15 protein-coding genes and 1 riboswitch are annotated in these 14,256 nt (G+C 70.1%); of the genes, 7 read left to right on the top strand and 8 right to left on the bottom strand.

The genetic code is table 11. From position 1 onward, the window contains the following. Positions 1–8 precede the first annotated feature (8 nt). The 4 genes from OG975_RS33270 to OG975_RS33255 all read right to left on the bottom strand — a co-directional run bounded on the left by OG975_RS33270 (position 9) and on the right by OG975_RS33255 (position 3,908). Positions 9–1,007 (bottom strand): ABC transporter permease, encoded by a 999-nt coding sequence (locus OG975_RS33270; RefSeq protein WP_406332987.1) that lies wholly within the window; start codon positions 1,005–1,007, stop codon positions 9–11. A gap of 403 nt (positions 1,008–1,410) precedes the next feature. Further along, positions 1,411–2,166: an enhanced serine sensitivity protein SseB C-terminal domain-containing protein gene (locus tag OG975_RS33265; protein ID WP_406336590.1), complete on the bottom strand. Its 756-nt coding sequence runs from the start codon at positions 2,164–2,166 to the stop codon at positions 1,411–1,413. Positions 2,167–2,366: 200 nt separating this feature from the next. Beyond that, positions 2,367–3,158 (bottom strand): enhanced serine sensitivity protein SseB, encoded by a 792-nt coding sequence (locus tag OG975_RS33260; RefSeq protein ID WP_406332986.1) that lies wholly within the window; start codon positions 3,156–3,158, stop codon positions 2,367–2,369. Between the two features lie 75 nt (positions 3,159–3,233). Then, positions 3,234–3,908: an AAA family ATPase gene (locus tag OG975_RS33255; protein WP_406336588.1), complete on the bottom strand. Its 675-nt coding sequence runs from the start codon at positions 3,906–3,908 to the stop codon at positions 3,234–3,236. Between the two features lie 168 nt (positions 3,909–4,076). Further along, positions 4,077–4,186: riboswitch (glycine riboswitch) on the top strand. Positions 4,187–4,333: 147 nt separating this feature from the next. Between OG975_RS33255 and gcvT the strand changes: the two genes are divergently transcribed. From gcvT to OG975_RS33225, 6 genes are all read left to right on the top strand, one after another. Then, positions 4,334–5,452, top strand: a complete 1,119-nt coding sequence (gene gcvT, locus OG975_RS33250) for a glycine cleavage system aminomethyltransferase GcvT (protein ID WP_406332985.1) — start codon at positions 4,334–4,336, stop codon at positions 5,450–5,452. A 76-nt stretch (positions 5,453–5,528) separates the two neighbouring features. Then, complete coding sequence (gene gcvH, locus OG975_RS33245; protein WP_406332984.1) at positions 5,529–5,906, top strand: glycine cleavage system protein GcvH; 378 nt, start codon at positions 5,529–5,531, stop codon at positions 5,904–5,906. Positions 5,907–5,917: 11 nt separating this feature from the next. Beyond that, positions 5,918–7,177, top strand: coding sequence for a serine hydroxymethyltransferase (gene glyA, locus OG975_RS33240; protein ID WP_406332983.1), 1,260 nt, complete (start codon positions 5,918–5,920; stop codon positions 7,175–7,177). A 168-nt stretch (positions 7,178–7,345) separates the two neighbouring features. Continuing rightward, complete coding sequence (locus OG975_RS33235; RefSeq protein ID WP_406332982.1) at positions 7,346–8,713, top strand: L-serine ammonia-lyase; 1,368 nt, start codon at positions 7,346–7,348, stop codon at positions 8,711–8,713. Between the two features lie 256 nt (positions 8,714–8,969). Further along, complete coding sequence (locus tag OG975_RS33230; RefSeq protein WP_406332981.1) at positions 8,970–9,527, top strand: glycoside hydrolase family 25 protein; 558 nt, start codon at positions 8,970–8,972, stop codon at positions 9,525–9,527. Between the two features lie 109 nt (positions 9,528–9,636). After that, positions 9,637–10,176, top strand: a complete 540-nt coding sequence (locus OG975_RS33225; protein ID WP_406332980.1) for an MOSC domain-containing protein — start codon at positions 9,637–9,639, stop codon at positions 10,174–10,176. A 4-nt stretch (positions 10,177–10,180) separates the two neighbouring features. Here the strand turns inward: OG975_RS33225 and OG975_RS33220 are convergent, their stop codons facing one another. Continuing rightward, positions 10,181–10,954: an NADPH-dependent F420 reductase gene (locus OG975_RS33220; RefSeq protein ID WP_406336586.1), complete on the bottom strand. Its 774-nt coding sequence runs from the start codon at positions 10,952–10,954 to the stop codon at positions 10,181–10,183. Between the two features lie 36 nt (positions 10,955–10,990). Beyond that, positions 10,991–11,983, bottom strand: a complete 993-nt coding sequence (locus OG975_RS33215; protein WP_406332979.1) for a zinc-dependent alcohol dehydrogenase family protein — start codon at positions 11,981–11,983, stop codon at positions 10,991–10,993. A gap of 101 nt (positions 11,984–12,084) precedes the next feature. Between OG975_RS33215 and OG975_RS33210 the strand changes: the two genes are divergently transcribed. Then, positions 12,085–13,005 carry an AraC family transcriptional regulator gene (locus tag OG975_RS33210; RefSeq protein ID WP_406336584.1) on the top strand — a complete coding sequence of 307 codons (921 nt, stop codon included), beginning with the start codon at positions 12,085–12,087 and terminating at the stop codon, positions 13,003–13,005. Positions 13,006–13,063: 58 nt separating this feature from the next. Here the strand turns inward: OG975_RS33210 and OG975_RS33205 are convergent, their stop codons facing one another. Together OG975_RS33205 and OG975_RS33200 are read right to left on the bottom strand one after the other, a co-directional pair. Next, on the bottom strand, positions 13,064–13,276 hold the full coding sequence (locus tag OG975_RS33205; protein ID WP_327431872.1) for an EF-hand domain-containing protein: 213 nt from the start codon (positions 13,274–13,276) through the stop codon (positions 13,064–13,066). A gap of 60 nt (positions 13,277–13,336) precedes the next feature. Next, positions 13,337–14,251 carry a MerR family transcriptional regulator gene (locus OG975_RS33200; RefSeq protein WP_406332978.1) on the bottom strand — a complete coding sequence of 305 codons (915 nt, stop codon included), beginning with the start codon at positions 14,249–14,251 and terminating at the stop codon, positions 13,337–13,339. Positions 14,252–14,256: the final 5 nt, after the last annotated feature.

The raw sequence follows: 14,256 nt of genomic DNA, 5'->3' as shown, positions 1-14,256 counted from the left end.
GGCCGGCCTCAGCGGCTGCGCGGGTCGAGAGCGTCGCGGAGACCGTCGCCGAGCAGATTGAACGCCAGCACGGTCACGAAGATGGCGAGACCAGGCACGATCATGTACTGGGGGTCCACCTCGTAATAGGTGACCGCATCCCTGAGCATGCCGCCCCACGACGCCTGCGGGGGCTGGATACCGACCCCGAGGAAGCTGAGGGATGCCTCGAAGAGGATGTTGGTCGGGATGAGCAGCGTCGAGTAGACGATGATCGGGCCGACCAGGTTGGGCAGCAGTTCCCGGAAGATGATGTACGGGCCCTTGGCGCCCATGCCCCGGGAGGCGTCCACGAATTCCCGCTCGCGCAGGGCGAGGGTCTGGCCTCGGACGATCCGGCCCAGGTAGGGCCAGTTGAAGAAGCCGATGACGAAGATCAGCACGCTCAGGTGGAGCGGAAGCCCTTCGAGGCCGAACGCGCCGCCCTGCAGGGTGGCGGAGATGGCGATCGCGAAGAGCAGGAGGGGGAAGGCGAGGAAGGTGTCCATCAGCCGGCTGATGATCGAGTCGACCCGTCCGCCGTAGTAGCCCGCGACGATGCCCAGGATCGCGCCGATCACGTTGGACAGGATCGTGGCCCCGAAGGCGACCACCAGGGACACCCAGGAGCCCTCGAGGACGCGGGTGGCGATGTCACGCCCGAACTTCGGGTCCACACCGAGCGGGTGGTCCCAGCTCATGCCGCCGAAGCTGCCCTTGGGCAGCGAGGTGTTGGGGTCGATCAGATCCTGGTGGAAGGCGTTCGGGTCAAGGCCGAACATCGCCTGGACGGGCCGGGCGAGCACGGCCAGCAGGACGAGCAGCACGACGATGACACCGCCGGCGACCGCCACCTTGTCGCGCTTGAAGCGCGTCCAGGCGATCTGTCCCAGGGAACGGCCCTCGATCTGCCCCTTGTCGACTCCGGCAAGCACGGCCTCTGGCTGTACTTCCGATGCCGCCCCGGTGGTCTCGATCGGTGCGGTCACAGTGACCCGACCCCTCTCGCCGGTGGTGACCGGCCTACGCCTGCCGCTGTCTGCGGCTTGGTTCACTTGCATGCCGGGAGGTGGCCGCAGATGGTGCGGCCTGGTGACCCGGCTTGATCGTTCGACTTGCACTCGCTCACAGGATCGATGACCCCATGTCTGATGGGCGAGTCTTCAGTGCCGCCACGATCACGTGCCAGGCCTGATGGAGAAAGTATGCGCAACCGTGATGCTTGTAGGGGGATTCCGTTATCCGAACAGTGGGTAACGCGAGACGGACGGGGGGCAGTTGGGTCGGAAGGGGCCATGAGGCACCCTTTCCGTCCTTGTCGCCCTCAAACGGGACAACAAGCCCTTACGTCTTCTCGCCCGCAGGTCAGACGGTCGACCGGGCCGCGCCGGATCAGTACGAGCGGGGCTGCGGGTAACCGTAGCCGCCCGCCATCGGTGCCTGTGCCGGGGCCGCGTGCGCTTCGCGGTCGTAGAACGGCCGGGCGTTGGCGCGCAGCCAGATCGCCACCGGGTCGTACTCGTCGGACATCGCGACGGTCGAGACGGGCAGGCCGTCCGGGACCGCGCCGATGGACTGCTGCATCATCGCGCGCACCGAGTCGACGGCAGGCGGCGAAGTGTCGTACACGTCCAGGCCGATGGCCAGGTACGGCGCCCCGAGCGCGGGCTGCACCCAGGCGCGGCGCAGCGAGCGCACGGCGGGGGTGCGGTGCGCGTTCTGCGTGATCAGCGCGTAGAACTGCGGGATCTCGATGCCGGGTTCGGAGAGCCGGAGCGGGCCCGCGGGCTGGCGCTCCAGGCCCGTGGCGATGCGGCGCAGATCCAGCCAGGGGATGCCGACGCCGCCGCCAGCGGCGTGCGGGTTGAGCCAGAGGCCGAAGTGGTCGGGGTAGAGGGTGCGGGCGACGTCGAGGCCGTCGACGACCTCGTACGAACGGTTCCAGCCGCTGGCCGAGAGCTCCTGGGCGGAGGTGACACAGGGCGCGTACCCGAAGCCGTCGACCTCCATGTTCCCGTACTGCGCGTCCGGGGAGCCGGCCTGGCCGTGCCAGAGCAGCATCCAGACCTGGCCGGACGACGGGGTCGCGAGCGCGCGAAGGAGCGCCTCGTAGGCGTCGTAACGCCCGGGCGTCACTTGGCGCAGCATGTGCTCGACCTGTCCGGCCGCCGCCGTGCCAGCGCTCACTTTTTACCGCCCCTTCACGAAAGTCCTGGCCCCGGATATGAAACCAGCTTAGGTTGCTCCGCCGACAGGAGATGCCTAAGAGCTCGGGGCTTGTTGTGTCTTGGGCGGCTGCGGGCTGTCGTGGTTGCTCGCGCCGTTCCTCGCGCCCCTGGTCGGGGCGCTTAGTGGCCGTGTTGGTAGAAGGGCCGTACGTTCGTCCTCAGCCACTCGCCCACCGGGTCCTGGGCCACGTCCAGGAGGACGAGGTTCACCGGCCACTTCACGGCGACGCGGCCGAGCGCGCGGCCGAGCGCCTCCATGGGAAGTGTCCTGAGGTCGCCCTCCCACTGGGACAACTCGACGCCGATGAACATGACCGGGTCGGCGGTCTCGATGGCGGCCAGGCAGCGGCGGGCGGTCAGGACGACGCCGGTCTCGGCGAACTCGGCGGAGGCCGCGGACAGGAAGTCCACCGGGTCCTCCTGCCAGTCGGGCTCGAACAGCCGCACCCGGCCGCCGCTCGCGGGCCCGTCCAGCGGGGTCCGCCCGCCCCGGCACAGCTCGGCGACGGCGAGCGGCGGCAGCGGTACGCCGACGACGCCGTCCGGATTGACCGCGATGCCGACCTGCGGGGGCAGCCCGCGGGCGAACTCCACGGCGGGCGCGATCGTGTACGACATGTGCCCGCCGGTCACCTGGCGGAACTGCTCCTCGGAGCTGAAGACAGGGACGAACGCCTGGCCCTCGATCTCCAGCGTGGGCAGGTCGAGCGGGCCGCTCTGGGGACCGCCGCCGCTGGGCAGGGGCACCCAGACGAAGCTGCGGCCGAGGACCTCGACGATGCGGGCCCCTGCCGAGGGCACGCCGAGGGAGGCCGACAGCACCTCCTCCAGTTCGTTGCCGGGCCATCCGCCGTGCGGATGGGGGTGCGGGTGCTCCGGCGCCGGGAAGTCGGGGAATTCGGGGAAGTCCATCTGTTGTCTACCGCCTGCTGTGAACCTGTGAACCTGTGCTCCGGCTGGCAAGGTTAGTGGGCTTCGTACGCCCGCTCAGCCGCCGAAGTCGATCCGGCGCAGCACGTCCGCCGCCTCCCGGTCGATGAGGACCGCCGAGCCGCAGCCGTCGGGCAGGTCACCCTTCTCCACGGAGCGCAGCAACCGGACGGCCGCGCCGCGGTGGCGTGCGAACGCGTACCGCGAGACGCCGCGGCCGCGCTCGCGCTGACCGTCCAGCGCCGTGCCCGGGGTGACGTCGAGCAGCAGCAGATGCAGTGCGCCGCCCCGGCGCCGGGCCTCGCGGGCGAGCCAGCGGCGCACCCAGGCCTGCGTACCGCAGTCGTGTACGACGACTCCGGTGCCGGAGCGCAGGGCGCGGCGCAGTCCCGCGTAGTGCGCGAGGCGGACCAGGGGGCGGTAGACCGCGTACGGCAGCCAGGCCGCCATCCGGCCGTCCCAGCGGTCGCGGGTGTCCTGGGAGTCGATCCGTGCGCCCGTGACGGCCCGGCGCATCAGGGTCGACTTGCCGCTGCCGGGCAGCCCGGTGACCACGACGAGGTCGGACGCCCCGAAGCGCAGTCCGTGCGGGCTGTGTCCCGCGCGATCCCTGAGGTCGCGGACGACGGCCGTCGGAAGCGGCCCGCAGGCCTCCTGGGCCGGGGCACCGGGCTGCTTGGGCAGCGCGATGCCCGAGGTCGTCGCGTACGCCGTGGTCCTGTTCACCGTGATCGTCCTCCCCTTGGGTCTGGAGTCCCATCCCCGTCGAGTGTAAAGAGAAGGTAATGCGCGGCGCTTCTTGTTTCGGTGATCGGACTGCCACAGGCCGGTTACAGATGCGGACTGCCGTGATCCGACGGCGCGTGCAATGATGTGCCCGCCAACTGCATACCGGCCGCTTGAATCCGCGCGGGAGAGTTCCCAGTGACGTACTGCGTACGTCCTGCTGGGACGCCGAAGGAGCAAGTCCCTCCCTTGAATCTCTCAGGCACCGTTACCGCGCGGGCGAGGCACATCTGAAAAGCGGGCCGCTGACCAGTGGCTCCACCCAAGGTGCAAGTCAGGACCACCGTTTCGCGGGGTCGTGATGAACCTCTCAGGTTCCGATGACAGATGGGGAGGAACGACCTCGCCGTCATGCCTTGGGAGCCCCACCGATGAGCAGCAACGCACCCCGTCATACCGCGCTCGATGCCTTGCATCGTTCGCTCGGCGCGACGATGACCGACTTCGCAGGCTGGGACATGCCCCTGCGCTACGGCTCCGAGCGCGACGAGCACCTCGCCGTCCGTACGAAGGCCGGTCTGTTCGACCTCTCGCACATGGGCGAGATCACCGTCACCGGCCCAGAGGCGGCCGCGCTCCTGAACTACGCGCTGGTCGGCAACATCGCCTCCGTCGGGGTGGGCCGCGCCCGCTACACCATGATCTGCCGGGCTGACGGCGGCATCCTCGACGACCTGATCGTGTACCGGCTCCAGGAGCACGAGTACATGGTCGTCGCCAACGCCTCCAACGCCCAGGTGGTGCTGGACGCGCTGACCGAGCGAGCCGAGGGCTTCGACGCCCTCGTCCGCGACGACCGTGACGCGTACGCGCTGATCGCCGTGCAGGGCCCCGAGTCCCCCGGCATCCTGAAGTCGCTCACCGACGCCGACCTCGACGGCCTGAAGTACTACGCGGGCCTGCCCGGCACCGTCGCGGGCGTCCCGGCCCTCATCGCGCGCACCGGCTACACCGGCGAGGACGGCTTCGAGCTGTTCGTCGCGCCCGCCGACGCCGAGAAGCTGTGGCAGGCGCTGACCGACGCGGGCGCCCCCGTCGGGCTCGCCCCCTGCGGTCTGTCCTGCCGCGACACGCTGCGCCTCGAGGCGGGCATGCCGCTGTACGGGCACGAGCTGAGCACCTCGCTCACCCCCTTCGACGCGGGGCTCGGGCGGGTCGTGAAGTTCGAGAAGGACGGCGACTTCGTGGGGCGTACGGCCCTGGAGGCCGCCTCCGAGCGCGCTGCCGAGAACCCTCCCCGGGTGCTCGTCGGCCTGATCGCCGAGGGCCGCCGCGTCCCGCGCGCCGGGTACCAGGTCGTCGCCGGCGGCACGGTGATCGGCGAGGTCACCTCCGGCGCGCCCTCCCCGACGCTGGGCAAGCCGATCGCGATGGCGTACGTCGACGCCGCGCACAGCGCGCCCGGCACGGCCGGCGTCGGTGTGGACATCCGAGGCAGCCACGAGCCGTACGAGGTCGTGGCTCTGCCGTTCTACAAGCGTCAGAAGTGACACTGGGCGCGTCCGCCCAGCTCACCAACCCTCCCCCCTTCATCAGCACTCCCCCGCGTACAGGAGAATTCAGGCCATGAGCAACCCCCAGCAGCTGCGCTTCAGCAAGGAGCACGAGTGGCTGTCGGTCGCCGAGGACGGCGTCTCGACGGTCGGCATCACCGAGTTCGCGGCCAACGCGCTCGGCGATGTCGTCTATGCCCAGCTTCCGGAGGTCGGCTCCACGGTGACCGCGGGCGAGTCCTGCGGTGAGCTGGAGTCGACCAAGTCGGTCAGCGACCTGTACTCCCCGGTCAACGGCGAGGTCGTCGACGCCAACCAGGACGTGGTCGACGACCCGTCGCTGGTGAACTCCGCGCCCTTCGAGGGCGGCTGGCTGTTCAAGGTACGCATCGCGGACGAGCCGGAAGACCTGATGTCCGCCGACGAGTACACCGCCTTCACCGCCGGCTGAGGAGTTACCGCATGTCGCTTCTGAACACGCCCCTTCATGAACTGGACCCGGACGTCGCCGCCGCCGTCGACGCCGAACTGCACCGCCAGCAGTCCACCCTGGAGATGATCGCCTCGGAGAACTTCGCTCCGGTCGCGGTCATGGAGGCCCAGGGCTCGGTCCTCACCAACAAGTACGCCGAGGGCTACCCCGGCCGCCGCTACTACGGCGGCTGCGAGCACGTCGACGTCGCCGAGCAGATCGCGATCGACCGGGTCAAGGACCTGTTCGGCGCCGAGTACGCCAACGTGCAGCCGCACTCGGGCGCCTCCGCCAACCAGGCCGCGCTGTTCGCGATGGCGCAGCCCGGCGACACCATCCTCGGTCTGGACCTGGCCCACGGCGGCCACCTGACCCACGGGATGCGGCTGAACTTCTCCGGCAAGCAGTTCAACGTGGTCGCGTACCACGTGGACGGGGCCGGCCTGGTCGACATGGCCGAGGTCGAGCGGCTCGCCAAGGAGCACCGGCCCAAGGTGATCATCGCCGGCTGGTCGGCGTACCCGCGGCAGCTCGACTTCGCGGAGTTCCGCAGGATCGCCGACGAGGTCGGCGCGTTCCTGTGGGTCGACATGGCGCACTTCGCGGGCCTGGTCGCGGCCGGTCTCCACCCGAACCCGGTGGAGTACGCGGACGTGGTCACCTCCACCACCCACAAGACGCTGGGCGGCCCGCGCGGCGGCATCATCCTGGCGAAGAAGGAGTTCGCCAAGAAGCTGAACTCCTCGGTCTTCCCCGGCTTCCAGGGTGGTCCGCTGGAGCACGTGATCGCCGCCAAGGCCGTCTCCTTCAAGGTCGCCGCCTCGGACGACTTCAAGGAGCGCCAGCAGCGCACGCTGGACGGCGCGCGGATCCTGGCCGAGCGCCTGGTCCAGGACGACGTGAAGACCGTGGGCGTGGACGTCCTGTCCGGTGGCACCGACGTGCACCTGGTCCTGGTCGACCTGCGCAACTCCGAGCTGGACGGGCAGCAGGCCGAGGACCGCCTCCACGAGGTCGGCATCACGGTCAACCGCAACGCCGTCCCGAACGACCCGCGCCCGCCGATGGTCACCTCCGGCCTGCGCATCGGCACGCCCGCCCTCGCCACCCGCGGCTTCACGGCCGAGGACTTCACCGAGGTCGCGGACGTCATCGCCGAGACGCTGAAGCCGTCCTACGACGCGGAGTCCCTCAAGGCCCGGGTGTCCGCTCTGGCCGACAAGCACCCGCTGTACCCCGGCCTGAAGTAGTTCCGTACGCTTTTTGAGGTACGACCGTTTCGTGCGAGCATCATTACTTCGCACGAACGTCCGGGCACCGCGCACACTGGTGAGGTGAGCGCGGTGCCCCGCCACATGCATCGCCCTCCGCACCACCCGGCAGACAACGGCGTCCGCCGAAACCCCCAAGGAGTCCCCGTGGCCATCTCGGTCTTCGACCTGTTCTCGATCGGTATAGGCCCGTCCAGCTCCCACACGGTGGGCCCGATGCGTGCGGCACGTATGTTCGCCCGGCGGCTGCGCAACGAGGAGCTGCTGGCCCCGGTGGCCTCGGTACGCGCCGAGCTGTACGGCTCCCTGGGCGCAACCGGCCACGGCCACGGCACCCCGAAGGCGGTGCTGCTCGGCCTGGAGGGCGCCTCGCCGCGGACGGTGGACGTGGAAGGGGCCGACGGCCGGGTCGAGGAGATCAAGTCGTCAGGACGCCTGAGGGTGCTCGGCGAGCACGAGATCGACTTCTCCTTCGACGACGACCTGGTCCTGCACCGCCGCAAGGCGCTCCCGTACCACGCGAACGGCATGACGATCTTCGCGTACGACGCCGAGGGCGCCCTGCTCCTGGAGAAGACGTACTACTCGGTCGGCGGCGGCTTCGTCGTCGACGAGGACGCGGTCGGCGAGGACCGCATCAAGCTGGACGACACGATCCTGAAGTACCCCTTCCGCTCGGGCGACGAGCTGCTGCGGCTGACGAAGGAGACCGGTCTCTCGATCTCCGCCCTGATGCTGGAGAACGAGCGCGCCTGGCGCACCGAGGAGGAGATCCGCGAGGGCCTCCTCGCGATCTGGCACGTGATGCAGGCGTGCGTCTCGCGCGGCATGTCCCGCGAGGGCATCCTGCCCGGCGGCCTCAAGGTCCGCCGCCGCGCCGCGGTCTCCGCCCGCCAGCTGCGCGCCGAGGGCGACCCGCTGGCCCACGCGATGGAGTGGATCACGCTCTACGCGATGGCGGTGAACGAGGAGAACGCGGCGGGCGGCCGTGTGGTGACGGCCCCCACGAACGGCGCGGCCGGAATCATCCCGGCGGTCCTGCACTACTACATCAACTTCGTGCCGGGCGCCGACGAGGACGGCGTGGTCCGCTTCCTGCTCGCCGCGGGCGCGATCGGCATGCTCTTCAAGGAGAACGCCTCCATCTCCGGCGCCGAGGTCGGCTGCCAGGGCGAGGTCGGCTCCGCCTGCTCGATGGCCGCCGGCGCCCTCGCCGAGGTCCTCGGCGGCAGCCCCGAACAGGTCGAGAACGCCGCCGAGATCGGCATGGAACACAACCTCGGCCTGACCTGCGACCCGGTCGGCGGCCTCGTCCAGATCCCCTGCATCGAACGCAACGGCATGGCCGCGGTCAAGGCCGTCACGGCGGCCAAGATGGCCATGCGCGGCGACGGCTCCCACAAGGTCTCCCTCGACAAGGTCATCAAGACCATGAAGGAGACGGGCGCCGACATGAGCGTCAAGTACAAGGAGACGGCCCGGGGCGGACTGGCGGTCAACATCATCGAGTGCTGACGCCGTAGGCGGGGCACGGTCGAGCAGTCCAACCCGCTCGACACGTACTGGACGGACGAGGAGTACGGGGATCACCTGCGGGACGTGTACGCGGCCGGGAACATCTCCGCCGCGCAGCCCGGCCCGGCTGTCGCTCCTCGTCGCGGGCGCGTCCGGTGTCGAACGCCCGCCCGAGGGTGGGACGGTCCGGCCGAGGGAAAGCGGAAGCTATCGCACCTCCGCGTACCCCTGCCCCCACGACACCAGGGAGCCCCCCATGTTGCGAGGCATCGACGTCAGCGCGTACCAGTCGTCGGCGTACGACACGGACGGCCTCTCCTTCGTCTTCATCAAGGCGACGGAGGGGCGTTCGTATGTGAACCCCAAGCTCACGGCCCAGGTGAAGACCGCCCGCGACGCCGAATGCGTCGTCGGCTTCTACCACTTCCTCTGGCCCGGCAACATCACCGCGCAGGCCGAGTACTTCCTCGGCAAGACCCCGGAACAGGCGGGCGACCTGCTCGCCGTCGACTGGGAGACGACCGGCGACGGCACCCACGCGAGCAACGCGGAGAAGGACCACTTCATCCGGACGGTGAAGGAACTCCGGCCGGACCACCGGGTCGTCCTCTACACGAACCGGAACTACTGGCTGAACGTCGACACCACCTCGTATGCCGGGGACGGCCTGTGGATCGCCGACTACGTCACGGCGGGCAAGCCGCGCATCAAGGCCAAGTGGCGCTTCCACCAGTACACCGACGACCCGCTGGACAAGGACGTCGCCGACTTCACGAGCAAGGCGAAGCTGGTCGAGTGGGCCGACAACGGCTGACCGCTCCCCGGTCGCGAAGGTCAGGATCCCTGGGACTTTTCCGGGGCGGGCCTTACGATTTCGCTGGTCACTGGCGCGATGACGCCATCAGCGGAGCGGGGAGCAGCACATGGGTGGGACAGTCACGGCGGTCAGCAGCAACGGGACGTACTCGTTCACCAAGCCGAACCGGGAGAGCATCACGCTGCTCGCCGGGCTCGGGGTGGAGGGGGATGTGCACGCCGGGACGACGGTCAAACACCGGTTCCGGATGGAGAAGGATCCGTCGCAGGTGAACCTGCGGCAGGTGCATCTCATACATGAGGAACTCTTCGACGAGCTCCGGGAGTCCGGGTTCGCCGTCGCTCCCGGGGAGCTCGGGGAGAACGTCACCACCCGTGGGGTCGATCTGCTGGGGCTGCCGGTCGGGGCGCTGCTGCACATCGGGGACCAGGCCGTCGTCGAGGTCACCGGGTTGCGGAATCCGTGCGCGCAGATCGACGACTTCCAGAAGGGGCTGCTCAAGCAGGTGGTGGGAAGGGGCGAGAGCGGCGTCGTCTACAAGTCCGGGGTCATGAGTGTCGTGCGCGAAGGCGGGCTGGTGCGGCCCGGCGACTCGGTCAAGGTCGAGTTGCCCGCTGGGCCGCACCAGCCCCTGGAGATCGTCTAGATCCTCAGCCGCGGAAGCCCGCCGGGCGCTCCGGGGAGGCCTCGGCCAGGGCCTTCGTCACCGCGTCGAGGCCTTCCTGGAGGCCGTACACGGGGCTGTCGGGCTGCTGGCGCCAGGAGTCGTCGAGGCCGCCGGCGTCGACGGTGTCGAAGCCGAGGTCGTCGATGAGGGCGCGGACGACGCGCTTGGCGGCCTCGTCGTCCCCGGCGACCGGGACGGCCATGCGGTCGGGGGCACCGGCCGGACGGTGGCGGTCCAGGATGTCCTGGGCGTACGTGCCGTTGAAGGCCTTGATGACCGTGTGACCGATCTGCTGGGCCGTCCAGCGGCTCTCGGTGAGGCCCCCGTCCTCGATCCCGGCGATCCTGCCGTCGCGCTGCTGGGGGTAGTAGTTGCCGGTGTCGATGACGGCGACGCCCTCGGCGGCTCCGTCCAGGAACCCGTCCGGCAGGTCCGGGACCGCCTTCAGGGGGATCGTGACGACCACGACCTCGGCGCCGCGCGCCGCGTCCTCGACCTTGACGGCTGTCGCCCCGGTCTCCTCGGCGAGCGCGGTGAGCGTGTGGGGACCGCGGGAGTTGGCGACGGAGACGTCGTGCCCGAGGGCGGTGAGCCGCCGGGTGAGGTTGCCGCCGATGTTGCCCGCGCCGATGATGCCGATCTTCATGATGGACAGGCCCTTCCAGGGTTGATGCTCCTGATGGAGATCACCAACCCCGGGCCCGCGCTCGCTATTCCGAGGCGTACGGCAATCGGGGCACCGCCGTGGGGGCCTCAGGGTTTCAGGGCCTCAAGGCCTCAAGGCCTCAAGGCCTCAAGGTTTCACCACGATCTTGCCGGTGTGCGTGTTGGACTCCATCAGGCGGTGGGCGTCCCCGATGCGGTCGAGGCCGTCGAAGACCTCGGCGACGACGGGGCGCAGGGTGCCGTCGGCGAGGCCCGCGTTGACGTAGTGCGCGGCGCGGCGACGGGCGTCCGCGGGCCCGGTGACCTCGAAGTCGCTGTAACCGTGGACGGTGAGGGGCCAGTTCATCGGCAGTTCGATCGGGCGCGGGTCCAGCCAGCCGTAGCTGACCAGGGTTCCGTTCGGGACGGCGGCCTCGCCCAGGGCACGGAAGCCGGGGCCGCCGATCGCGTCGAAGACGATGTCGGCGCCCTGCCCGCCGGTCAGCCGCCTGGTCTCCTTGATCACGTCCTCGTGCTCGCTGACGATGACGTGCTCCGCCCCCAGGTCGAGCAGCTGCTGCCGCTTGGCATCGCTGCGGGTGGTGACGATCGGGACGGCGCCACTGCGGCGGGCGACCTGGATCGCGGCGGTGCCGACACCGCTGGACGCCCCGGTGATCAGCACCTGGTCCCCGGGAGCCATGCCCGCGGTCACGGTCAGGGCGCCGTACGCCGTCGTGTACGTGAGCCAGACGGCGGCCGCGGTGACCGCGTCGACCCCGGCGGGCCGCGGGACGAGGGCGCTCTCGGGCAGCAGGATCCGGTCGCCGTACACGCCGTGTTCGCTGAGCTTGAAGTTGGCCGCCGACATCACGAGGTCGCCCGGCGCGAAGTCCGTCACGCCCGCGCCGACCGCCTCGACCTCGCCCGCCGCCTCGTAGCCGTTGCGGGAGCCCGGCAGCGTCGGCTGGTAGAAGTACGCGCCCTTGCGGAAGAGCGCCTCGGCGCGGTTGAGCGCCAGCGCCGCGACCTTGACGAGCACCTCGCCCGGTCCCGGCGCGGGCAGTTCGACCTCCTCGACCGTCAGGACGTCGGGGCCGCCGAGTTCGTGAAAGAGCACTGTACGTGCGGTGGTTGACATGCCGTCGACGCTACGAGGGCCGTGCGAGACGATCCATGTCTGCCGATCTCGATTTCCTGTCCGTACGTCTCGCGGTGGCGAGCGGCGGCTACCGTACGGGCATGGACGTACTCAGCGACGCCATCGCGGCGATGCGCACCGGGCTGCCGCACTCCAAGCGCCATGACAAGTACGCGCCTTGGGGCATGAGCTTCCCGGACTCGGACAGCACCGGGTTCCATGTGGTGTTGCAGGGTTCGGCGTTGCTGATCCCGGCGGAGGGCGAGCCGGTGGCGCTGGGGCCCGGTGATGTGGCGTTCCTGTCCCGGGGCCGCGGCTACGCGCTGGCCAGCGGTCTCGACGTACCCCTGGAGGAGATACGACAGCTGCCGGACGGCTCGTGGCCCGAACTGCCGCCCCCGGTACGGGAGTCGGGCCCGGTCACGGTGATGCTGTGCGGCGCGTACCACCTGGACCGGGGCCGCGCCCACCCGCTGCTCTCGGAGCTGCCGGAGGTCGTGCACCTGCCTTCGCGCATCGGCGCCCACCGCTCGCTGCGGGCGGCGGTCGAACTGCTCGGCATGGAGCTGGAGGAGCGGCAGCCCGGCTCGGACACGATCGTCACGTCCCTGCTCGACACCCTGCTGCTCTACATCCTGCGCGCCTGGTGGCAGACCGAGCGCCATGGCTCCGGGCACCCGACGGGCTGGGCCGCGGCGCTCGCCGACCCGGCCGTCGGGGCCGCGCTGCGCGCCATCCACGGCGATCCGGCGCACCCGTGGACGGTCGAGGAGCTCGGCGTCCACGGCGGCCTCTCCCGCGCGGCTTTCGCCCGCCGCTTCGCCACCCTGGTGGGCGAGCCCCCACTGACGTATCTGACCTGGTGGCGCATGGTCACCGCGGGCCGGCTCCTGCGCGAGGACTCCGTCCCCCTCCGCCTGATCGCCCAACGCACCGGCTACACCTCGGAGTTCGCCTTCGCCAAGGCGTTCAAGCGGGAGTACGGGGTGGCGCCGGGGCAGTACCGCAAGCAGGCGGCTTAGTGTCCGCAGATGCGAAGGGGCGCCCGCCGGATCACCGGTGGGCGCCCCTTCGTAGGTGCTACTTGTTCAGGTGGGCCCAGAACTCGTCGAACGAGAGGACCTTGTCGCCGTTCAGGTCACGGCTGGCGATGATCGCCTCCGCCACCGACTCGGTGACGTTCCAGTCGCCACCCTGGGCGAGGGCGGTCTTGAACTCGGCCGCGGTGATCGAACCGTCACCGTCCGTGTCGATCCGCTCGAACTGCTTACGTGCTTCCTCGATGTCCGCCACCGGTCCGCCCCTTCGTCGTGCATCACTGCGTGCGTTGCTGCCTTGTGTACGGGGGTCAGATTAACTGGCCGACCGCGCCCGCAGTGCGGCGACCACCCAGGCGAACTCCGCACGGTGCGCCGACAGCGGTTCCACGCCGCGGACCAGGGCGTTCAGCTCCCGGAAGCGGGCCATTTCGCTGTGTGCCGCGGACTCGATGCGTTCCAGCACGGCGGCCCGGTCGGCGTTGCCGAGGATTCCGGCCAGCACCTCCTCGGCCTCGGGCGACTCGGGGGCGACGCCCCGCTCCAGCGCCTCGCCGGCGAGCTGCACGAGACGGCTCATGAACCACAGGGAGGTACCGGCCGGCACCTCGGGCCCCCGGTCGGCCGCGTTGAACTCGATCATCTTGCGCATCCGCGCGCGAAAGCCCCGGTCCTGCAAGAGCTCCGCCAGCTCCACCCAGGCGTCCACCTGCTGGGGTGCGGGGTCCTCGGGCAGCTCGGCGAGGCCGAACCGCAGCCGGGTGCGGATGTCGGGGTCCGCGGTGCCGAGTCCCGCGAAGGTCTCCTCCATGAAGTCGTCGGCGATCTGCTTCCGCTCCGCCGCCGACAGCCGCGCCAGTTTGTTCATCAGGGTCATCTCCTCCGCGGTCGAGCCGCGTCGCGCCACGGTCGACAGCACCGCACGGGTCACCTGCAAGGAGCGGATCTGCGCGTCCAGCGCCGCCACATGCGTCGCCGCGACCTCCGCGACCGTCGTCTCGCCCGCCAGCACCTTGCGTACGTCGTCCAGGCCCAGGCCCAGTTCGCGCAGGGTGCGGATCAGCTCCAGGCGGGCGACGGACGCGGCGTCGTACAGGCGGTAGCCGCCCGAGGAGCGGGTCACCGGGGGCAGGGCCCCCTCGTCCGACCAGTACCGGATGGTACGGACGGACAGGCCGGTGCTGCGGGACAGCTCGCCGATGGTGAAAAGTCCGGTGCCGTCTTCGATCATGTCTG

The sequence above is a fragment of the Streptomyces sp. NBC_00203 genome, assembly GCF_045206325.1.
GTDB lineage: Bacteria > Actinomycetota > Actinomycetes > Streptomycetales > Streptomycetaceae > Streptomyces > Streptomyces lutosisoli.
Note: the sequence above shows the minus strand (reverse complement) of the source record. Positions and strands in the feature narration are given on the sequence as shown.